Raw genomic sequence first — 22806 nt, forward strand, 5'->3', positions numbered from 1 at the left:
ACCTCTAAAAAGTTATATTGCTCAAATTAGCAGATTAAATTACTGTTTTGTTATCATATGGTAATTAGTATTGGTAATTAGTCATTCTATTAAATCTTGATTTATTTTAAATTTTAATTTTTGTAAATAATTTTTTCTAAGATATTTAATAAATATCATCTCTAAAAAGTCAAATAATTTAAATCACATCAAACAAATTAGTTTTTATGAATTGTTATCTTACTAATTGTCTGGCCGGTTTCATGGTCTTTAATGAAGATTTGACTCTTTTGGATTATGAACTTTTCCCACCGAGTAAAATTTCTTCCCGACTTTTAAAAATTCGAGAAGGAGTTTTACTGGTAGAAGAAGAAGCATTATTAAATAGAATCGGGAAAAAATACGAATCCATCATCATAGAGACCAACAAAGGTAGTTCCAACTACCAACATCTAAAAAATAGTGAAAAATTCGAATTTAAAAATCCAAATCCTGGTGGAGAACACCTTCGCTCCAATTTAACGCAAATATTGCTAGAAATTGGATTTATAAGCACTGAAGAAGAATTTAAGCCAAGAATACATGATATTTACATGGATGTTACTCTCCATCAAATAAGGGAATCATCTGAAGCAGAAGATAAGCTTTTAATACAGGCCATAAGTTCTTTAGATGAATTGGATGAATCCATAGGAAAACTATCTGAAAGAATAAGAGAATGGTACGGTGTGCATTTTCCAGAATTGGATTTTGTGCGAAATCACGAGGCTTATGTGGGTTTAGTGGCCCAGCACGGCCACCGCGATCAAATACTCCAGCAGGATTTAAGTGGGCATAATTTGGAACTAGATAGTAGTATGGGGGCCGATATTGAAGAAGAGGATATTTTAATAATTCAAGGCTTTGCTAAGTCCCTCAAATCACTACAAGAATCTCGCCAATCCATAGAAACTTATGTAGATTTTAAAATGGAGAAAATAGCCCCTAATTTAAGAGATTTGGCGGGTGCTTCTCTTGGTGCTAAATTGATTGCTCATTCAGGAAGTATAAAACAATTAGCACTGTTCCCCTCCAGTACTGTCCAAATTATGGGGGCTGAGAAGGCATTATTCCGACATTTAAAGACCGGTGAGCGACCTCCCAAGCACGGACTCATATATCAGCATCCGGACATTAGAGGGGCCAAATGGTGGCTAAGGGGAAAAATTGCCAGAACATTAGCTGCTAAATTATCTTTGGCTGTGCGTAAAGATGTTTTCTCAGGTGAATTTGACCCCAGCATTAAAGAAGGTTATCTGGAAAGATTAGAAACTATTAATAAAGATAACCCATTCCCTAAAAGAGTTACCAAATCTAAAAAGGTTACTAAATCAAGTCCTAAACAATATAAAAAATATTCTAAAAAGAAAAAGAAGAAAAAAAGGAAAAAATAGGGGATATAATTAGTGATAATTGTGTTAGACATTTTACCCATAATCTATACTATTTCCAGTGTTTTATCCATTATTCTGGCCATTACTGCCATATGGTTCTCTTTAAGTGTTGAGAAAAGATTGAAACAGAATTTTATGAATCTTAAGAGCTTGATAGAACTCCAACATCAAATGAACGAAGAATTGATGGATAATATTAATCAGGAAATATCCAGTCAGTGGTCTATCAGACCCAGACCGAGATTCACGAAACACTACAGGATATGTGAGAGAATTGTAAAATGTCTAACTCAAAAAAAGGAAAGTAAAGAATTTAAATTTAAGTATAATATAATTAATCTAATCACGGTGTTAATATGGAAAAAATAGAGGGAATAAATAGCGTATATCTTATGGATCATTCTCTGGTAACCCCTAACCTTACTCCAGAATACAAGGTATATGGAGAAAAGCTTCTTGATTGGGAAGGTAAAGAATATCGTGTTTGGGACCCGCGCCGTTCTAAATTAGGGGCAGCAATTTTAAATGGTTTGGAGAATTTAAAAATATCACCTGACTCTAAAGTTCTTTATTTAGGGGCCTCTTCTGGTACCACCCCATCCCACATATCCGATATGGTTCCCGAAGGTTTAGTTTATTGTTTGGAATTTTCTCCCAGGATGATGAGAGAACTGGTTAGAGTATGTGAAAATAGGGAAAATATGGTGCCTTTACTGGACGATGCTACTCGGCCAAGTCGTTATTTGAATTTAGTTGAAAAAGTGGATTTCATTTACTGTGATGTGGCCCAACCACAGCAAAGCGAATTATTCATGGATAATATGAGACTTTTTTTAAAAGAAGAAGGCCAAGGAATGCTCATGATTAAGGCCCGAAGTATTGACGTGACTAAAAAGCCACAAAAGATTTTCAGAGAAGAGGAATCTAAATTAAAAACTCATGGATTCAACATTGTAGAAAAAATCAAATTAGAACCCTATGAAAAAGACCATCTGGGCCTAGTAGTGGAGAGAAGTTTTTAGAGTTGAAATTTGGTGATTTTCATTGATTTCTAATTGAATTTTAGCTGATTTCAATAGATTTTCATGAATATTTTAATGGGATTTTAAAGCCAATTTTTCTAAAATAAGCCCTATTTTTGGCCTGATTTTTTAATAAAATTATTTTAAAATCTTTTTCAATTTTAAGTGTAAACTTTATATTTTATAAAATACATAAGGTAGGAATTACCCACACATTATCTAACATGTGGCCATAATATCACCTCCAGAGTATTTGTCTTTATATTAATTGCTACTCCCACAAGCGGCAAAACTCTGGAAGGTGAACACTACCTCATTTTATTGATTTTAAAAGGAATTAGAATATTATTATCTCATTTTAATGAATTTAAAGAATATAATTTTTAAATAAATTAGAACAATTTGATAAATTTGTGAAAAAGTTATTTTTTGAATTATAAAAATAAAAATAAAGCAATTAAATGTTTTATAATGGCCTAATGATTCATTAAATTATCTTAAGGCCTTAAAACATTCCTTAATCAATTTTAAGTAATATTCTATCCCAGATCATTTGAGCAATTTCTTTTTTAGAAATTAAAGGAAGCTTTTGGACTTCATTATCCACCAATATTACCTTATTCTCATCCGAACCAAAGCCAGACCCCTCAATAGAAACATCATTGGCCACTACCAGGTCCGCGCCTGAATTTAACATCTGTTTTTTTGCCAATTCAATTAATTCACTTTCAGCAATATTATATTCTGCTTTAAATCCCACCAGCAAAATATCTGGATTTTTCTGTTTTATTTGATTAATGATCTTAGGATTTGGCTTTAGTACCAGTTCCAATTTATTATCCGAGGATATTTTACTGTTTTCAGTGATTGATGGTGAAAAATCAGACACCGCTGCAGTAGAAACAAAAATATCAAACTCCGGGATGATTTCCAGAATTTTATCATTCATTTCTTTACTGGATACTGTTTTAATAGACTCAAATGATTGGGGAACAGGAACGCTAACCTCACCCAGTAACATAGTAATCTCTGCTCCTCGAATAAATGCCTCTTTAGCAATTTCAATACCCATTTTACCTGAACTGCGATTGGAAATGCCACGAATAGGATCTATGGCCTCATAAGTCCCTCCCGCACTGATAAGAACTTTTTTACCTTTTAAATCATTTTCAGAGTTATTAACTTGTCTCAATGCCTGAAGAATAATATCCTCCAGATAAGGGAATTTGGCCTTTCCTTCGTCCATTCTAGGTAAAACAAAGTTTATTCCTTCTTCTTCCAGTTTGTGGATATTCTCTTCTATAGAACGATACATAGAATCGTGCATGGATGGAACCATTACAATAGGTGTACCATGGCCTAAAACCGTTATAAGAAGAGTATTTATAGGATTATCTGCCATTTTATAGGTAAATTTACTGATAACATTGGCTGTGGCCGGTGCTACCAAAACAAGATCTGTTTGAGCATATTTCACATGTTCAATTTTTCCAGTAAGCTCCAGAACTACTTCCTGGCCGGTGGCAAATTCTAAAGCATAGGGATGAATTATATGACAAGCATCATCACTCATAAAACATTTTACATCGGCTCCTTGTCGCCGAAGTTCTCGGGCAAGCTTAACCGTTTCTACTGCAGCCACACTACCTGTTACACAAAGTACAATTTCCATGATAACGACTCATTTGGTTTATTTATTTAATTGATTATATTTTGGATATAATTGTTTTAACTCATTTAAGAGTTAATTATCTGGATATAATCTAAAATAACTATTTTAATTCATTTAAAGAAGACTCATTTAGAAGAGTTACTAGTCATCCAATACAATTTTGGTTTTTTCCCCAGTTAAAGACTCAATAATCTCGTTTAATTTGTCTAAATTCGAGGGTATTGTGAAAGCGTCTTCCCTCAGCACCAGTATCTTAAATTTTTGCTCACCATCAATTCCATATACCACATTTATCCCTGAAATTCTTGCAGGAGCTAGAATATCCTTAGCAACGGATTTAAGATCAGATTCATCACCAATAACCCTTACATTCTTCCCAATTTCTTTAGATATGGCTCGAACTACATTTCCACCTTTACCAATTACTTTACCTACCTGGTCCTTTTCTGTGATAATTATGGCCACATTTCCCATATCTATAGCCTTTTTAAAGCTTATTTGGCAATCACCCAGATTGTAAAGTATTTTTGCAATGTCCAGCTCCATTTGACTTATTTCACCAGTTTTAAGCTTATTTTCACATCCTTTACATAGTATCCCACTTTGTAGACAGACATCACATATTGGTAAATCCATTCTCATTCCTCCTTTCTTTTTTGTGATAATTAATAATTTTAAAGAAATTTGATTTGAGTGATAAATTTTTTCTTAAAAATCAATATAATAAAAATACTTATTGGCCCACTATTACCTATCAAAAGCCCTTAGAGCTAGAAAAAATGAACAGTATGGCCAGTTAAGATTAGTTTAATTATATGATCATTAATGTAATTCTATTGATATTTTGAGAATATAAACTTATACCCACATTATTTCACACTTAGGATCTAATAATTTTATTAATTTTAGGATTAATTTTAGAATCATTTATTGGAATTAATTCGTTTTAAATCTTTAAACAATTAAAATAAGCGTTTAAAATTTATTAAAAAATAGAAATAAAATAAAAAAAGAGGATTGATTAATCAACCAGTAACTTTGAATGAATAAGTAATTAAATCAAAGTTAGTTTGTTGACTATCAAAGTCTTTTGGAAGCGCATTGCATAATACCATGTAAATAGTTCCATTTGAGTCAAACCATGTAGCTCGTTCCTCTTTTTTGACCCCACTTACCGTTATATTATAAACTTTTTCATAAGCCGTGACACCATTTATGTTTAAAGTTCTCTCGGAAATCAGATTATAACCCGTGCCATTGTTAGCATACTGTTCATAAGTTGCATCAAATGATTCTTTAACTGTTGAACCAGAAGGTAAAGCCTGTTTGCTTACAATAGCTATCGTATTATAAGTAAGATCTTTAGAAACTGATTCAGGGTCTCCATAGCCCACAATTGTTCCAGGTATATTTGAACTGGCGGCCTTAGTCCACCCTACAGGATATTCAAAAGAAATACCATTTTTAGCATAAGTTTTAGATGGCATATCGGGTACAGTAGTGTTGATTGCCGTATCATTAGTTCCTGAATCAACACAACCCGCCACAGCGACCACCACAGCTATTATAGCCAGTATTGGAAGATATTTTTTCATTTCGCTCACTCCATAATATATAGAATATAGTATGGCCTTTAAAAATTATATATTTTTCTATATTTTTTTATTTATCATTAAATTTTAAAAAAAGACAAAAATATTCAATTAAAATAAATTTTAGCAAAAATTAAGTACTAATTATAAAAAATAAAGATTTTAAATAATTAAAATAAAAAAAAAGTTATTTGTTTATTTAAAAGTAATTAAAAATGGTTTTAAAACTAGTTCCCATCAAATGATTTTATCCATGATGGACTATGAAATATTAAAACTATTTATAATCATATCAAAATTCTGTTTTTCCTTATCAAACTGGCTGGTAAGTGCACTACAAAGAATTACATAGACATTTTTATTATCTTGTATCCATATGGCCCTTTGTTTGATATTAGTACCATCAGCATCAACGGTATAAACATATTCAAGAACATTTCTTCCATTCAAAGTCAGATTACCTTCAGAAACCCTTTGGTAGCTAGAATTACTAAATAATGATTCATAATTATCTGCATACATGGAATCGAATGTTCCAGTTAGGTTTTTAAGTTGAACTGTGACTACGGTTTGTGCAAGTCCAGTTTGAGCATTCACTGAACTGGGATCGGCCACCGCAGCTATGGTATCATTGGCCTGAGAATCAGCTATGACCCAAATGCCGGGATAAGTGAATGAAACATTATTTTGAGATAGAGTTTTAGTCTGATTGTCTTGATTATCAGTATTAGAAGTACAACCAGAGGTAAAAACCACTAAAGAGAGAACTAATAATGCTAAAAAGTATTTTTTCATGACATTACCTCTATTTAAAAATTTAAAAAGGGAAGTGGTAAAAAATTATGTTTTTCATGGTCTAATAACTAACCGCCATTACCGTCTGGAGTTGTATCAGGTTTTGGAATAACCGGGTCTGGGGTTGGCGTTGGAGTAACAGGTGTCGGAGTATTATTAGAACCGCCATGTGTCGTATTGGATTTCGTGGTATTGGTGGAAGTATAGTTGGAAATAGTTGTATTAGTTGTTAAATTCTCTATTAGTGGAAAAGCACTTTGATTAACCGTTACTGTGCCATTATCCACAGTTACTGGTGTGTTTAGCATCATTACACCAAATGCAGTTCCTACAAAGAAAGCTAAAGCTAATAAAACTCCCGCAATTATTCCAATTCTGGAAATACCTCCCTTTGAGGATGCTGCGGCTGATGCTGCTTTAGCTTGACTTCTAGTTGGTTTGGGAGTAGTTACATATTTTTTAATGAGCTCTTCTTGCTCTTTTTCATCTTTTTCGAGTTTACTCTTGGAGGCCCAATGATCTAAAGTCTTTTCAGAAGTACCACGGCCTTGCATCCGCTTAACTCTTTCTGCGGCCTCAAGGGTATCTAACCTATTAGTGTATTGTTTTTTTAAGGATACATACTGCTTTTTAGGAATTTTTCCTGCTTCTAAATCCTTTTCTAAGTCCTCGAGATTCTTCAAGAGCTGTTCTATTTTACTAATCTTGATCATCTCCTAATTTCAGGCCATTAACCTAAATTTTATATTAATTTTGTAATTTTTACACATCAAGTGATGTTTGAATAATATCATAGTTATCCATAACTTATGATTAACTATATCTATTTATTTAAATATTATAAATCCTTTTCTTTTTAACCCATTATCTGTGTGAAAATTAATACCGCCTATAATGGTTTAGAAAATAAAATAAAAAGAAATTAAAGATTTTAATTAATTCCTAGTTAATTTTCAGGAGGATATGAGCCTAGTAGCTTTAAAAAAGGAGCATTATTTTTAATAGTATCTAGAATATCTTTAACTATCAAATCATCACGGTGGCCTTCAAAGTCTATGAAAAAAAAGTACTTTCCCAGGCCTTTTTTAGATGGACGGGACTCAATTTTAGTTAAGTTAATTTTCTTCCCGGCAAAATAGCCTAAAATCTCATATAGGCCCCCAGGCCTATCTTCATACAGGGAAAACACAATAGAAGTTTTGTCATTACCCATAGGCTTTGATTTATTTTTCCCCAAAACTATGAATCGCGTCCGGTTGTTTTCAAAGTCCTGAATATCTGATTTTATGATATCCAGATCATATAATTCCGCAGCCCTATAGTTTCCAATGGCCGCTGCATTTTTCTTACCATTTATAAATTTGGCCGCTGCAGCTGTGCTGGAAGTGGAATGAGTAATTATACCAAGTTTTTCTAAAAATATCCTGCATTGGGCCAGTGGTTGGGCGTGAGAATAGACCGAATCAATTTCATCCAGTTTAACTCCTTTATTAACCATTAAATTGTGACTTATAGGTAGAATTATTTCTTTTTCAATGGTTAAATCGTAATCTTGAGCCAGAAGATCCAAAGTTACCCCTACTGGGCCTTCAATTGAGTTTTCAATTGGCACCACACCTTTTTTTGCCCTGTCTGTTTTTACCGCTTCTAAAACTTCTATAATAGAATCAAATGCTACTAATTCCCCTTTTAATCTGGAAGCTGCTTCTTCAGTGAATGTTCCTGCCGGTCCAAAAAAGGCGATGAACGTGTCTGGTTTATTTTCAGCACTACTCTTGTTTAGGGAATTGTTATTGTTATTATTATTATTAGAGTTTTTTAAAGTGTTTTCAGGTGGCATATTATATCCATCAATTTGATTTATAATTTCAATGAAATTTAGAATATGTTATTTTATTTAGTATAATATGAATATATTCGTTTATTATATTGATATTTATAGATATAATTTTTAATTGAATGTTCTTCTTTTTTCTTTAATTTAAGAATTAAGGTAAATAAAAATAAAATAAAAATAAATAAGAATTAAATAAGAATTAAATAATAATTTAAAAAGGATTTAAATAGGATTTAATTAATAATCTGAAAAGATAAGAATCAAAAAATAGTTCTAATAAAATATAAGAAAAATATTCCTTAATTAAAAATATTATTTTAGTAAAGGCCCCCATTAAGATAATTTTTTATTTTATCATTGGTTGCATTATACATTCTTCGAATAACCGCATTTCCACCCTTATATTCTATTAACATGGCCGAAACTCCCAGATCATGCAGATGCCTTACAAATTCCTCGGCCTCTTTTTTACTATCCACATTGATAGTAGTATCTTCCACAGCAGGTTCTCCATCATTTATTTGTTTGATTATATCAATCATGGGATAAATAATAGATTCACCCAATCTTTGAGCTCTTTTTTGAAGTTCTTCTGGAGAATCTTCCATTTCATAGGCTTGAAAGCCTTCTCTTACAACTCTACTGAAAAAAAAGGCCCTTCCAAAATCAAATGGGAAGTTAAATGCATATTTAATTTCTCTATCATGGGCCTGAGAGGATGTGTATTTTAAAGGTGGTATTTCCATAGAAGGATGTTTCATTACTACTCCCTCCCTATGTTCCAGCCCTATTTCTTTAATTATTTTTAATATCTTCTCATGAGCATCATCTGCTGAGAATACACCAAATAGTCTAACAGCAGGTAAATTATATTGTTTTAAGAGTTTTCTTTTGGCATCAATAGATAATGGTTCATTGGATAATTTATGACGAATATCAAAAACTCTAAAGGCCAGTTTACCAATTTCAGGATAATACTGTGAAACATAAGGATTGTCCGTACCCACCATTTCACCACATATTACTAGTTCTGGATTATCTGCAAAAAAATCATCCAATTCCATAAGTTCCCGGGCCTTTTTAGTGGTAAAAGGACATATATATCCTCCACGAGTGAGGGCCACAATTTTATTATGTTTAAAGTCATCATTAACTTCATCAAATACTTTTGAGTTACTTTCTGGATTTTTAGAGATATCTTGACATATATCGCTGCAATTTATACTGGCAATACGGACATTATAGCCATTCATCTTCTCTTCCACAGCAATTAAATCCTGAAAATGATTTTTAAGGGAAGGCCCCAAAAGAAGAGTTCTTCTAATTTTAGGAAATCCTCTAATTACTTCAATTTCATCTGAGAGATAAATAACTGTCCCAGATTCTAGTTCACCGGTTTCTTTTTTAAAAAGAAGTGTAGGAATGCCCATGGAAATGAAAAATTTTGTGTTTCCTTTTTTAATAGATTCTTCCAGCTTTTCTGATTTAATTCCCAATATTTCTTGAATTTTTTTCTCCAGAAAATCTTCTACTTCAATTTGAGATTCCAGCTCACAAGATGGGCAAGAGTAAAAAAAATGGGTGAGGGTATTGTTTCTCCTCCAATCAACCCTCATTTTAGAACTGCATTTAGGACAATTTACCTCGGGCAATTCAATTCCAGGTGATTTAAGTATTTTGGATTTAGAATCCTCAGATTTTTGTCCATTAGACTTATATTCCCTAGAAATTAGTTAACCCCCTCCATTTCAACAATTAAATCCAGCAAATCTGTTTTTGTTATTATGCCTACCGTATTTTTATTCTCATCTGCTACTGGAAATCCACTTATACCTTGATCCAGCATCATTTGTGCCACTTCAGGAATGGAGCTCGTCATAGAAACCATGTGAATTCCTTGAGACATTACATCATCCACCAGAAGATTTCTGATTCTGGCAGATTTGTGTTTGTCTGGAACAACTTTCCTAAAGGATATCATGGCTCGGGAAATATCTTTAGATGTTATTAATCCCACTAAATCTCCATCTTCCATTACCAGGAGCCGGCCCACTTTGGCATCCATCATGACTCTCCGGGCATGAACTAGCCTGTCAGAAGGAGACACCGTGATTAGATCCTCACTCATTAAATTCTGAACAGACTTGTTTTCATATGCTTTGCCTCGGCAAGTGTCTATGAGATCGGATTTAGTAACCAGACCAATCACATCGCCATCATCCATTACTGGAATTCCACCAATATTATTTTCCAGCATTATATTGGCTGCATATGCGATATCCGTTTCAGTTTCCACTGCAAATAACTCATTAGTCATTACCGTAGAAACATGAAAATGGGAAGGAGGTAGGTTTCCATATTTAGATGATCCCAGTTTATTGGCAATGTCTTTTTCGGTTATCATACCTACCATCTCTTTAACATTATCCTGGTTGGTATTGATAACTGCTAGCCGAGACATTTTGTGTTTTTTCATGACTCTGAGAGCGTCACAAATGTTCTGGTCTTTATCTATGGAAACAATATCCTCGGACATTATATTTTTTACTCGCATTAAAATCCCCTTTCTTTTTAGGTTTCATTTATAAATTCTGCGATTTTCACTTATTTTCTACTGTATGGCTTTAATTATATCTGTTTTAGTGATGATACCAACTAGTTCATCATCGTCAACCACTGGAATTCCACTAATCTCACTTTCCATCATGACTTTAGCCGCTTCTGAAGCATCATCTGATGAGCTTAATTTGACAATGCGATCAGTCATAATATCCCCAGCAGTCATCATGGAAATCATACGCACATTTCTTTTTCCTTCTCCTTCAACAGGGCGGACAAAGTATATTCTCTCTACATTAATCCCTTTTCCAGGATCTTCAATTTGGGCAAAAGAAATGTTTTCAGAGGTTATAATGCCCACAGGTTCATTATCTCTTATTACCACAACACGACCAATTTTATTTTCTTCCATTATGTTGATAACATGAGAAATGGCGTGATTTTCGTTTACCGTGACTACTTTAGAACTCATTAACTCTGAAATTCTCCATTTACCTTTGAATTTGTTTTCATAAACTTTCATGAGATCTGTTTTGGTTATAATACCAACTAATTCACTTTGATCAATAACCGGCAGTGAACCAATATCATTTTTTAACATTAACTCGACCGCTTCTTTTGAATTTAATCCTGGAGCTACAGTAATTAAATTATTATTCATTACTCTCCTTACAGCAATTTTGTCAATAGGCCTTCTTCTCCAGGCCGGTCCTTTTCCGCTTAGTTTGTGGGTAATGTCCCTATCGGTTACTATCCCTACCGGATCTCCATCGTGGTCAACTACTACAATGCGACCAATTCCATTTTTGAGCATGAGGTTACGGGCATAAGCTACTTGTTCTGTATCTTGAATTACCACTACTTCATCACTCATTATATCTTTTATTTTCATCAAATCACCTGCGGTATACTAAATAGAGGTTTAATAATTCTATGTATTTACCGTGTTTTTGATTCAAAATCATCGATATCCCTATTTTTATGAATACCAGATTAATTTAGAAATATTGAAAAATATATGGACATTACTGTTTTATGACTTTTAGTAAGTCTCTTTCAGTAATAATGCCCACTAACTCCCCATTTTTAATTACTGGTAATCCACCAATTCCTTCATTTTGCATCAATTCACATAAAACACCTAAACGAGTCATTGGTGTGGTGCTTATGACTTCTTTTTCCATTATCTCCGTAATTTTTGAGTTAAGAATTTCCTCAGCACTATTGGAAGTCATATTGTTAAAGACTTTACTTTGGCCTAAAATTTCCAGAATATCTGTGGAAGTGATTATGCCTACCAGTTTCTCTTTTTCTGGGTGAGAAGTTCTTCTCTCTTCTCCCACCACAGGTATCCTTCTAAGTTTGTTTCTCACCATTATTTTAGATGCACTCTCAATGGGTGTTCCCGGAGTAGTAGTTATAACTTTTTTAGTCATATAATCCTCTACTAACTCATCAGTTAGAACTCCAGATAATAAAAGAGCTAAATCTCTTTCAGAAACAATACCCACTATATTATCATCAGAGTCAATAACTGGTAAAGCCCCCACCCCATATTCTAACATTTTTTCAACTGCAGTATTTAGGGAGTCTTTGTAGCTTAAATAATGGACATCGCGTGTCATTATTTTTTTAACAGACTCATTGATGGCTGCTAAAAAATTGTCGTGATATTTTTCTTCCAGGATTTTAAATTTGTCTCCCCCTCCCAGGAAGTCCAGTATATCCATAGAAGTTACGATACCCATAAGTTTCCCAGTTCCAGGATTTGTAATGGGTAATCTCCTGAATTTGTTTTTAACCATTATAACCGCAGCTTCTTTAATACTTGCGGTTTGTGGTATAGTGACCACTTCTTTTTTGGCGACGGCCATAATATCGCCTTCGTGTTCAAAATTTCTGCTTCCAAATTCTATGGGCCCACGGTCCATAGACTTTACGATGTTTATGGTGTCTTTTCTTCTCATCCATACACCTCTCTCAGAGATATGATTACTTATGTAATTTGAATGAAATTTATACAATTTTAGCCTATTTAACACGTATTTAATCATTTATTTTTGATATAGGAGAAAACTAAAGAACTTTCTAAGAATTTTCTAAAGAGTTTTTCTTTAATAATCATCCATTTTCAATTTTTCGACAGTTCTATTGAATTTGCAGATAGTATAATACTAATTTTGATTTTTTTCATATCATCGTGAATTAGATATATTTTTAGTTTTAGAACATAATATTCTTGCCCGGCCAATTATAGAACATATTTGAACAAAAAGGCCATTTTTGCAATTTGAATTGAGAATCAAATTATATACGACCTTAAAACGTCTTCTCTCGAAACAATACCTACTAGTTCAGATTCTTTGGCCCTTTCGGGTTCTTTTTTAATAAACATTGCATTTTCCACAACAGGCAAACGCCCAATGTCATTTTGAACCATTAAATCTGCAGCTTTCTCCAAAGACATCTTTGATGTCCCTACTATGGGTGGAGTCTGCATAATTTTCTCTACAGGAATGTTTCGCTTCGCATCACCAGATCCCGCGCCAATTCGAGTATGTCCCGACTTGATAAGATCTTTGCGAGTGACTATTCCAATTAACTTACCGTTCTTTAAAACAGGCAAGCCAGAAAAGCCAGATTCACCCATTTTATTCCACAAAGTGGAAATAGAATCCTGGTAGTCACAGGTAACGACGTTTTCGGTTTTAATATCTCCCAAAGTTTTTTGGGGAGCATTAATTCCATCCTTTAAAAAAACTAATAAAATATCAAACACACTTAAAATTCCCAGTAATTTATTACTATCACTGGATTCTACCACCGGGGCCTGAATTTCTTCAGAATTTATTAAATTTTGAGCAGCATGGATTAATTCCATTTCTGGAGTAAAAATAAGTTTGGGCCGCTCCATTATGCCCCTTGCTTCAATATTAGATTTAGTAGCAGAAATATTTTGCATATCCCCTCGGGTAATTAAACCTTTTAAGTGGCCTTCCTCAACCACAGGGATACAGCGGAAGTCCTCTTCCCGGAATATAGATCGCACTCTCGTAGCAGATGTGCTTACAGAAACTGTGACCGGGTTAGAGGTCATTGCCTCTTCCACAATCAAGTTATTCACCTTCTAAATCCTCTTTACATTCCTCGCATAAATACTTGCCATCTACTTCATCCAGATAATCTTCAAAGTTTCCACATGCTTCACATGCACCAGGAACGGGCCTATCACCAGACGGATAACCCACTTGATTTTCTGTAATGCGGGCATTTTCTACCAGAATTTCAGTAAGTTCTGGAGAAACAGCCATTACATCAGTAGATGTTAATATACCAACTAGAGCTCCACCATTAACCACTGGAAGGCGCCTAATACTATTTTTAGCCATTAAACGAGCTGCCTCATTTAATTCTCTCCCAGGTTCAATGCTAATGAGATTCTTAGTCATTATTTGGCCAATAGTTATATCACTAGCTTTCAAATCTTTGGAAACTACTTTTCTAATGATATCGCTTTCAGTGATTAGTCCTTCAGGTTCAGAGTTACTTTTAACTACTAGACTACCCACTTTAATTTGATTCATAAGTATTGCTGCTTCGGCAACGCTGATTTTAGGGTCTACTGTTACCACGTTTGATGTCATGGCATCGTGTACGGTGACTTTAGTTTCCATTTCCATCTAAAAACCTCCTATCTGACTTCTAGAAGTTTATGTACTTGAGGTATTGTCAGTACATTTATGTGTTCTCCTACCTTTTCAGACATACTGAATAGTTTAGGAGTGTGTTGAACCCAATACTTTAGTGGGCTGGCCGGTTGAAGCACCATAACAATCCGGGAAGGATCAGAAATATTTTCTTTTATGGTTTTTGCAACATGTCCTAAAGTTTCCACTTTTGTTGAGGGCAACATTACCACTTTACAATATACCTTTACCCTTCTTGATATTAATATGTTTAGGGATTCTATCTCCCGCTCTATAAGATCGTCCTTAGTGTTACTAGAAAAATGTTCTGGGAGTTTTATATCCACCGATGCATGAGTAATTAGATTTGCAATCTTTTCAACTTCTTTAGGGAGAGAACCATTGGTTTCTAAGAGAGATTTGAATTTATTTTTTTGATATTTTTGCAAAAAAGTTTTTATAAAATCTGCTTGAAGTAGTGGTTCGCCGCCAGTAAATGAAATTGAGTGGAAATCAGGAGTTAAAATACTTTCAATGGTTTGAAAAAGTTCTTCCACGGTTTTACTCGTACCAGCCGTACTTTTTCTGCTTTCTGGTGTATCACAGTAAATGCAATTCAAATTACATCCTGCGAAACGAACAAAAATTTGTCTTCTGCCAATTAAAAGGCCTTCTCCTTGAATACTGGAAAAAACTTCTATTATAGGTGCTTTCATAAAAATCCTTGAGCTTTAGTCTTATAAATTTTAGTTTTATTAATTATAATTATAATTATAATTGTGATTGTGATTGTATTAGGATTGTTGTGTTTTTTATCTTTTAACAGATATTATGTGCTTATTTTTGAATTATAATCGCCATATTATCAAAAATTTTAAAAAATAAGAACATTAGTCACTCTTAGTGAAAAAAGCACCCTGTCCGATACCTTCATTGACACATATTTCCACACTGGAAATTTTGGCCCCTTTTTCCTTTAATTTATCAAACACACGTTCAGTAAAGTATTCTGCCAGATCTTCGGCCGAAGTAGATTTCAAATCAAGTAATAAACAATCCTCTGCTGGCAATTTATACTCTTTTCCCTGAATAACAAATTCTACTGAACCTTCAGTAGATTTAAAGTTAATTAGATTGTTTTGTAGAGGAATCAGTACTTTATGATCTAATGTAGAAGATATATCTCTTACTACTCCTTTAACTTCCTTAAAATCAGCTACAAAGCCAAATTTTCCACTACGTTCTCCTTCTACTTGCACATCTACGATATATGAGTGGCCATGTATACATCCACAGGATTCATGCTCGGGAATCATGTGTGCTGCAGAGAATCTTAAATTAGCGTGAATACCATTAATAACAATTTTCATGATTTAACCTTTAATTAACCTTTAGTCTTAATTTAAATAAATTAATAAGATAAAAATATTTTTAATGCATTGAATTTCATTGATGAATTTTCTATAAAAATTAAATTAAATTAAATAGAGAATTGTATTTATTTTAAATATCTTAATTTAATTAAGTATGGGTTATTGATTATTTCAAATAAAATAAAAACATCCATAATTATAAATAACTAGTGGATGGCTATAAAAATAAGTTAAAAAGCACGTGTTTTGGATATATCTCTTTCAATTGACGCTATTTCTTCAATATAGGCTTCAGAAATATTATTAATAAACTTAAATAAATCCTTTCGGCCAATATTTCCTGTTTCTAAAATACCTATGGTTTCAACGTCTTCAGGAGTTCCTTCACTAATTATATTGATTCCCAAGTGAATTTTCATGCTGGTTGCAGATATAGTAGCTATTGAAACCGTTAGTTTTCCATTTCCCACAAACAGGTCATCACCACTACGAGTACATTGAACTCCCCACTGGGCCAGCTCATCTTTTAATATCATGACCAAAATCCTCTGGCGATGATAACAAAGTTTGATATTAGTAGGCTGACAATCAAAATGTTCTACAATGAAATGGATCATTTCCTTTGATTTAATTTCTAAACCAACATCTTCCACATCAATAATTTTTGATGGTTCAATTTCCATGGATCCTATCCAGGAAACTATACTGGAACCTTTTATCCCTATTTGGTCTAGGGCCCATAAAGGTTGTATCTGGCTCCCATCATAACATGTGTTTTCTTCAACAAAGTGATTAATCATTTTCATAGAAATCTTCCATTGCATAATAATTATTGAATGTTAAATTGATTATATAATTGCAAATTCAGAGGCCAGTTAAGAGATAAAAATTATTTTATTCAAAATCTTATTATACTAATAATTATCTTTTGACTTAGATAAATTAATTTTTGTTCTTTAAATATAGGTTTATGAATCAAGCTTTAAAATATGAGCTAACATATTAATAGTTTATTTAACCACTTAATTAAATATGAGAGCCAGAACCCGAGATTTCATATATACCACAGATGATTTGTTTTTTGCAACTACATCTTATATACATCCTGAAGACCGGATTCTGGCATTTTTACGTTACATTCCGGATCCGGAAGGTGAACGAATTAAAAATGGTAAAACATACACTAAAGTTGGTTCCAAAGAAGCTTACAGCTTTTTAAAAGAAAATTATCCTTATTATTTATATGATTGCAATAATACAAATGTGCAGATGATGGGTGTACCTTTAAATAAGATTAAAGAAATTTTAAGGCCTAATGAAAGATTAAAAGAAATCAGGGACCATTATATTAATATTGGAATGACAGATGATAAATTTAATGAAAATCATCTTCTGAAAAAAGTTATTAAAGTTGCAGACACATTCCATGAAGGTGCAGATATACCCTATGAAAGCATGGGAATATCCGGATCAATATTACCCGAATTATACGACTCTCAAAGTTCAGATATAGATTTTGTAATTTATGGTATGGCTAATCACCGTCGAGCCAAGAATTTATTCGGGAAAATTAAAGATACTGCAGAAAACAAATCATTTAAAAGTATTGATGATAATTACTGGAGAAAAGTTTATGATAAACGAATCAGCGACTTCACATTAAGTTTTGAAGAATTCTGCTGGTATGAAAAAAGAAAAAACAACAGAGGAGTCGTGGATGGAACTTTATTTGACATACTGGCCACCCGTGAATGGGACGAGATTTCTGGAACCTGGGGCGACACTAGATATGAACCACTGGGCCAAATGACTGTGGAATGTACTGTATCCAATGCTCTAGCATCATTTGACAATCCAGCAGTTTATGACGTCCATGATGTAAAAATAATTGAAATTAGATTTGATTCATTAGATAATAACCAAATTGACATAAATATTAGTGAAATAGCTTCCTTCACCCATACATACTCTGGCCAGGCCCTTGAAGGAGAACAGATTACAGCAAGAGGTAAGCTGGAAAAAGTTATAGGTGAAAAAGAAAGTTATAGGATTGTTGTAGGAACTACCAGAGAATCTTTAAACGAATTTATAAAACTTAAAGACAATCCATTAACATCTAATCCCTGAAGAAGTCATATCTTCAAGGTCATCAATTGATTCTAATTAATATTATTTTTTTTATATTTTTTCAAATAATTTCAAATTTTCAAATCAATTTAAAAATTATTTTAGCTATTTCTTAAAATTTAAAAATACACTATTGTAATAGAGTATTTAATCCAATCTAATTAATTAAAAATAGTAATAAAATAGTAATAATAAAAAACTATATAAGTATTACAAATCCAATGAAATAATATTGTATTAACAATTTCGCTTTGAAAAATAATTTAATTTAAATAATCAATTTAATTGTAATAGATATAATAGATAATTAAATTAATAATTTAGAAGATCCAGAAATATCTATTGTTATCGAACTAATTGGAGGATATGAACCTGCCCGCAGTTTTATTCTTAAGGCCCTGGAAAATGGAAAACACGTAGTTACTGCCAATAAAGCACTTTTAGCAAAACACTGGGAAGAAATAACCTCGACTTCTGAAAAAAATAATGTGAGAATTTCATTCGAGGCCAGTGTAGGTGGGGGAATACCTCTTTTACAACCATTAAATGAATCTCTGGCAGCTAATAACTTTGAAGGTATTTATGGAATAATAAATGGAACTGCCAATTATATACTCACCAAAATGAGTGAAGAAGGATTAAAATTCGATGATGTTCTTAAAGAAGCTCAAGAAAAAGGTTATGCAGAACAAGACCCTACTTTCGATATTGAGGGTCATGATACTGCTCAAAAGCTGATAATTTTAACCATACTGGGTTTTGGAACTTATGTTGCTCAGGAGAAGTTCCATGTAGAAGGAATAACAAAAATTACTCCTCAAGATATTGAATTTACTTCCAAAAAACTGAAATATGTTACTAAACTCCTGGGAATCACTAGAAAAGTGGGAGATGAATTAGAAGTAAGAGTGCACCCCACATTAATTCCCCAAGATCATCTATTGGCTTCAGTAAATGACGTTTTCAATGGAGTTTACATGATTGGAGACGCAGTAGGTCCAGTTATGATGTATGGACAAGGTGCGGGAATGATGCCCACTGCCAGTGCCATTGTAGGCGATTGTATTGACATAATCAGTAATACGGAAAAAGAAATCACTTATGGTCCTCCTCAAAGTCAAGAAAAAGTTATTAAAAATATGGCTGAAGTGGTTTCTAAATATTATATACGTTTAAAAGCTCTTGATCAACCAGGAGTACTTCATAAAATCTCTGGGATTTTAAGTAAGTACAACATTAGTCTGGAATCTGTTAATCAAGAGAAAAATGATGAAAATCAATCCATTCCCATATTTATGGTAACTCATAAAGCATCAGAAAAGAATATTATGGATGCTATCTCCCAAATAGATCAATTACCAGAAATAAAAGCCCCATGTATGTTTATCCGAATTTTAGAGGATTAAATTCTTTTAAAATTATATTTTTTTTAAATTATAGTAATACTAAAATAAAAAAAAATATAAACTTAATATATTAAAATATAGATAATAGTAATTTATTAAATTAAGGTTTATATCCCAGATTAAAATGCAGTAAAATAGAATAAATGGATAATAAGTGATAAAATGACAATTAAAGTCTCTTCAATAAATGAATATTTGTATTGTCCCCTGAAATTATATCTAAGAAATCATTTAGAGCTTGAAGAAATTGAAAATGAAAAAACACCCGAAAATAAAAACTACAATAAGATTTTGAGCCAGCTAAATAATGATTTTAGAGATATTTTGCGTAGAAATTTGATGAATGTAAACAAAGATATGAGTGCTGCCCAAATTAGTGAAACACTTTATAATGATGTTCCTTATCTATTAAAAAAATCTCTGGAAAATTATGAATTTGCTGATAATAATGATAAAAATTTACTTTTTAATGAGTTAGAAAAAGATTTAAAAGTTGAAAATACCATTTTAGCATTGAAAATACACAGAATATTAATAAAAACAAAAAAAGACGCAGGACAAATAGTAGAAATGATTTTTCCTCCATCATTACAAAGCTATTTAATGAGAGATAAAAGCCTGGAAATATCGGGAAACATAGATAAAATTGAGATAGTAAATGGAAAATATTATCCCATAAGCAGAAAATTAAAAAATCCTCCCATCAGAGGCGTATGGGACTCAGATGCTCTAGAAATAGCTGCTTATGGATTATTAATAGAAAGAGAATTCGATACCGAGGTAATGGTTGGTTTTGTAGATTATGAGCGTTTAGGAGATAGAAGACCCGTAGTTATTGATTCAGAGCTTAGAGAAGGACTTTTTATAGTAATAGATGCTATTCGAGAAATAATAAATCTAGGAGATCTTCCTGAAGTAAATATAAATCCAAAAAAATGTGAAAAATGTAGTTATATGGAAATATGCAATCAAAATCTTGATTTTTCATGAAAAGAGACCATTAAAACCTGAAAAAGTGTTTATCCCAAAATATAAAACTATTTAAAGTTATATATAATATCTAAGGTAGATAATAGGTGATAAAATGAAACAAGATGAACTCATTAAAAAATGCAAAGGAATGGAAGATTCCAGTGTTATGGGTGCTTGCAGGGTAATGCTGGAGCTGATGGACAAAGAAAAAGTCAAAATAGAAGACGATAAAGATCAGACTTATTTAGGAATGGCTGAAAATTTAAAACCCGCCGACGTATCAAAAGTGCTGCAATTAGCATTAAAAGTACGAGAAAGTGGCGATATAAAAGATCCTGAGCTGAAAAACGCTGCTAGCAGGATTATTAGAGCCATAGAAATGAGTTAACCTATAATAAAATAAAAATAATATTTTAATTTATTTTCCATTTATAATAAGTATCAATTAAATAAGTATTAATTTTATTTTATAAGGATTTTGAAATTAATAAATATTATTTAGTAAATAGCTCACTTTTCTAAAAATTTCTAAAACCTTTTTTTAGAGATTTTTTTAATATCAAAAATTGCAGTATCGGCCACTGCCATTACCGCCATCACTCCTGCCTGTATAGGATCTGTTACCACCAAATCTGCTTTTTCAGTAACACTACCCGGCATGCTAAGGCTAATTACCACTAGATCATGCTCATTTTTAACCTTTTCCACGGCATCCGTGATTTTTCCACCCATTAAAGATCCGGCCAAAACAAGAGCACCAACTCGGGGGAGCCTACCAACAGCAAAAACTGCTTCTGCAAGTTCCATTTCACCAACCAAAGGTATGGTATCCACACTAATCCGCTCGCCTCTGATATTATGACGATCAGCCTCACTAATAGCGCCCATGGCCACATGAGCCACTTGCGCACCACCCCCAATGATAATTATCCTTTTTCCATATATATCATCCAGAGATCTATGAACTTTAACTTCTAAAACGGGTTCTGAATCATTAATAGCACTAACTAATTTATCAACATCCCTAACATCCTCCAGTTCCATGTAAATAGAACCAGAACCATCTTTTTCTACAAATAAATGAGTGTAAGTGATATTGATTCCATCTGAAGCAAACATGTCAGTGATTTGACTTAAAACTCCTGGCCGTTCAATAGTTTTTATGGTAATAGCAACTTTACTCATTAAATATCTCCAAAAACATGAAAAACTGTAATTAAAATTAATTATGGTATTTTTAGATAATAAATTTATAGATTGATTATTTTTTAGATAAATTTTTTTGAATTTTAATTTATTTGTAACATTAGCTTAAAAATGAATTTTTTCTGGATTTAAAAATTAATAAATACCTAATATCCAGATATTTTACCAGAAATATCCATAATTTCAATTTTAACTATTATGATTGAATCAATAGATTTTTTAGTATATATAAAAGAATCTTTAGTAGAAGAATATTTTGAAGAATATTTTCGCATAATGATATCTAAAGCCTTCTTTTTTTCAATATAATCATCTTCTAAAGTTGCAAATCCAAATCCAATAAGCGATTGGTATTTCATTCCCCAACTACAGTCATTTTCAGAAGGTAAAATTTCACATTCATTTTCAATTTCAAAACAAACACGATTGTTTTCATTGATTATGTCAATTTTACGTCCTTCACGAGCAGAGTGAAGGTAAATAAATCCGTTTTCATGGGCAAAGTTCATAGGAACTATATATGGCCATTGATTATCGCAAAAAGCAATTCTGCAAATTTCGGAACTATTTAATATTGCATCAATAGTGAAAGAATCAGTTATAGTCTTTTCAGCCCGTCTCATCTTTTTTTTCATTTGAATTCATCTGTTAATAGTTAAATTAGTCAAATAATTATTTTTAATTAGTCAAGTAATATAAAATAAGTATTATATCTTTAATTGTTCCTTAAGTCCTTTAAAAATTTTATATGAATTTAGAAATAGATTGAAAGTTATTAAAAACCAAGTAATACAATCAAGAATAATAGGGATAAATATTAAAAAATCAATATTATTCTAACTCAGATTTAATTTTATCCAATTTTATCTGCTCTTTTCTAAATAAACTGAGAAAATTATCTTCCTCCTTAACCGGAGTGATATTCAAACCCAAAGCCCTGTGTTCATCTATCCAATCCTCTGAAAAGATAGGTACATCTATTTTAATAGGTTCAGACGTGGGATTAACAACAATAAGGTTTCTGTAAGGGAAGTCCACCTCTACAATGTAACCGCCCGTACTGATTATATGATGAGGCCTAACCACAAATTTCATTTGATCACCTAAATTATAATTTAATATTTTAAGATTTTTGATAATATAATAG

25 protein-coding genes are annotated in these 22806 nt (G+C 32.4%); 7 read left to right on the top strand and 18 right to left on the bottom strand.

From position 1 onward, the window contains the following. The first annotated feature begins 206 nt into the window (after positions 1-206). Genes Q7I96_09935 through Q7I96_09945 form a run of 3 tightly spaced genes read left to right on the top strand, consistent with a single transcriptional unit; the run spans position 207 to position 2434 of the window. The gene (locus tag Q7I96_09935) at positions 207-1412 is read left to right on the top strand and encodes an ATP-binding protein (protein ID MDO9627928.1); all 1206 of its coding nucleotides are present in this window, start codon (positions 207-209) and stop codon (positions 1410-1412) included. A 12-nt stretch (positions 1413-1424) separates the two neighbouring features. Beyond that, positions 1425-1781, top strand: a complete 357-nt coding sequence (locus Q7I96_09940; GenBank protein ID MDO9627929.1) for a hypothetical protein — start codon at positions 1425-1427, stop codon at positions 1779-1781. After that, a complete protein-coding gene (locus Q7I96_09945; GenBank protein MDO9627930.1) occupies positions 1769-2434 on the top strand; it encodes a fibrillarin-like rRNA/tRNA 2'-O-methyltransferase in 666 nt (221 codons plus the stop codon). The genes Q7I96_09940 and Q7I96_09945 overlap by 13 nt, the downstream gene beginning before the upstream one ends. 517 nt (positions 2435-2951) lie before the next feature. Here Q7I96_09945 and coaBC read toward each other — a convergent pair. From coaBC to Q7I96_10020, 15 genes are all read right to left on the bottom strand, one after another. Continuing rightward, positions 2952-4106, bottom strand: a complete 1155-nt coding sequence (gene coaBC, locus Q7I96_09950) for a bifunctional phosphopantothenoylcysteine decarboxylase/phosphopantothenate--cysteine ligase CoaBC (GenBank protein ID MDO9627931.1) — start codon at positions 4104-4106, stop codon at positions 2952-2954. A 141-nt stretch (positions 4107-4247) separates the two neighbouring features. After that, positions 4248-4742 (bottom strand): KH domain-containing protein, encoded by a 495-nt coding sequence (locus tag Q7I96_09955; protein ID MDO9627932.1) that lies wholly within the window; start codon positions 4740-4742, stop codon positions 4248-4250. A 389-nt stretch (positions 4743-5131) separates the two neighbouring features. Next, positions 5132-5701: a PsbP-related protein gene (locus tag Q7I96_09960; GenBank protein MDO9627933.1), complete on the bottom strand. Its 570-nt coding sequence runs from the start codon at positions 5699-5701 to the stop codon at positions 5132-5134. A 258-nt stretch (positions 5702-5959) separates the two neighbouring features. Further along, positions 5960-6493 (bottom strand): PsbP-related protein, encoded by a 534-nt coding sequence (locus Q7I96_09965; GenBank protein MDO9627934.1) that lies wholly within the window; start codon positions 6491-6493, stop codon positions 5960-5962. Between the two features lie 68 nt (positions 6494-6561). Then, positions 6562-7206: a hypothetical protein gene (locus tag Q7I96_09970; GenBank protein MDO9627935.1), complete on the bottom strand. Its 645-nt coding sequence runs from the start codon at positions 7204-7206 to the stop codon at positions 6562-6564. Positions 7207-7439: 233 nt separating this feature from the next. Continuing rightward, a complete protein-coding gene (pheA, locus tag Q7I96_09975; protein ID MDO9627936.1) occupies positions 7440-8237 on the bottom strand; it encodes a prephenate dehydratase in 798 nt (265 codons plus the stop codon). A 410-nt stretch (positions 8238-8647) separates the two neighbouring features. Further along, positions 8648-9982, bottom strand: a complete 1335-nt coding sequence (locus tag Q7I96_09980; protein MDO9627937.1) for an RNA ligase — start codon at positions 9980-9982, stop codon at positions 8648-8650. Positions 9983-10059: 77 nt separating this feature from the next. Then, entirely contained in the window at positions 10060-10884 is an 825-nt protein-coding gene (locus tag Q7I96_09985; GenBank protein MDO9627938.1) for a CBS domain-containing protein, read from the bottom strand. Between the two features lie 57 nt (positions 10885-10941). Continuing rightward, positions 10942-11781 carry a CBS domain-containing protein gene (locus Q7I96_09990; GenBank protein ID MDO9627939.1) on the bottom strand — a complete coding sequence of 280 codons (840 nt, stop codon included), beginning with the start codon at positions 11779-11781 and terminating at the stop codon, positions 10942-10944. Between the two features lie 133 nt (positions 11782-11914). Continuing rightward, positions 11915-12856, bottom strand: a complete 942-nt coding sequence (locus Q7I96_09995) for a CBS domain-containing protein (GenBank protein MDO9627940.1) — start codon at positions 12854-12856, stop codon at positions 11915-11917. A 335-nt stretch (positions 12857-13191) separates the two neighbouring features. After that, positions 13192-13998, bottom strand: a complete 807-nt coding sequence (locus tag Q7I96_10000; GenBank protein MDO9627941.1) for a CBS domain-containing protein — start codon at positions 13996-13998, stop codon at positions 13192-13194. A 7-nt stretch (positions 13999-14005) separates the two neighbouring features. Continuing rightward, on the bottom strand, positions 14006-14569 hold the full coding sequence (locus Q7I96_10005; protein MDO9627942.1) for a CBS domain-containing protein: 564 nt from the start codon (positions 14567-14569) through the stop codon (positions 14006-14008). 11 nt (positions 14570-14580) lie between these two features. Continuing rightward, complete coding sequence (locus Q7I96_10010; protein ID MDO9627943.1) at positions 14581-15291, bottom strand: 7-carboxy-7-deazaguanine synthase QueE; 711 nt, start codon at positions 15289-15291, stop codon at positions 14581-14583. Positions 15292-15465: 174 nt separating this feature from the next. Further along, on the bottom strand, positions 15466-15945 hold the full coding sequence (locus tag Q7I96_10015) for a 6-carboxytetrahydropterin synthase (protein MDO9627944.1): 480 nt from the start codon (positions 15943-15945) through the stop codon (positions 15466-15468). A 233-nt stretch (positions 15946-16178) separates the two neighbouring features. After that, positions 16179-16748, bottom strand: coding sequence for a DUF366 family protein (locus tag Q7I96_10020; GenBank protein MDO9627945.1), 570 nt, complete (start codon positions 16746-16748; stop codon positions 16179-16181). 232 nt (positions 16749-16980) lie between these two features. Between Q7I96_10020 and Q7I96_10025 the strand changes: the two genes are divergently transcribed. The 4 genes from Q7I96_10025 (at position 16981) to Q7I96_10040 (ending at position 20841) form a co-directional block, all read left to right on the top strand. After that, positions 16981-18075, top strand: a complete 1095-nt coding sequence (locus Q7I96_10025; GenBank protein ID MDO9627946.1) for a DNA polymerase subunit beta — start codon at positions 16981-16983, stop codon at positions 18073-18075. Positions 18076-18386: 311 nt separating this feature from the next. Beyond that, positions 18387-19481: a homoserine dehydrogenase gene (locus Q7I96_10030; protein ID MDO9627947.1), complete on the top strand. Its 1095-nt coding sequence runs from the start codon at positions 18387-18389 to the stop codon at positions 19479-19481. 162 nt (positions 19482-19643) lie between these two features. Then, complete coding sequence (locus Q7I96_10035) at positions 19644-20471, top strand: Dna2/Cas4 domain-containing protein (protein MDO9627948.1); 828 nt, start codon at positions 19644-19646, stop codon at positions 20469-20471. A 94-nt stretch (positions 20472-20565) separates the two neighbouring features. Continuing rightward, complete coding sequence (locus Q7I96_10040; protein MDO9627949.1) at positions 20566-20841, top strand: hypothetical protein; 276 nt, start codon at positions 20566-20568, stop codon at positions 20839-20841. Positions 20842-20981: 140 nt separating this feature from the next. Here Q7I96_10040 and Q7I96_10045 read toward each other — a convergent pair whose 3' ends face one another. The 3 genes from Q7I96_10045 to Q7I96_10055 form a co-directional block, all read right to left on the bottom strand. Further along, the gene (locus tag Q7I96_10045) at positions 20982-21638 is read right to left on the bottom strand and encodes a DUF5612 domain-containing protein (protein ID MDO9627950.1); all 657 of its coding nucleotides are present in this window, start codon (positions 21636-21638) and stop codon (positions 20982-20984) included. Positions 21639-21805: 167 nt separating this feature from the next. Next, on the bottom strand, positions 21806-22294 hold the full coding sequence (locus Q7I96_10050) for a pyridoxamine 5'-phosphate oxidase family protein (GenBank protein ID MDO9627951.1): 489 nt from the start codon (positions 22292-22294) through the stop codon (positions 21806-21808). 196 nt (positions 22295-22490) lie between these two features. Further along, positions 22491-22754: an energy-converting hydrogenase B subunit P gene (locus Q7I96_10055; protein ID MDO9627952.1), complete on the bottom strand. Its 264-nt coding sequence runs from the start codon at positions 22752-22754 to the stop codon at positions 22491-22493. Between the last annotated feature and the right edge of the window lie 52 nt (positions 22755-22806).

This window comes from Methanobacteriaceae archaeon, assembly GCA_030656015.1.
Taxonomy (GTDB): domain Archaea; phylum Methanobacteriota; class Methanobacteria; order Methanobacteriales; family Methanobacteriaceae; genus UBA349.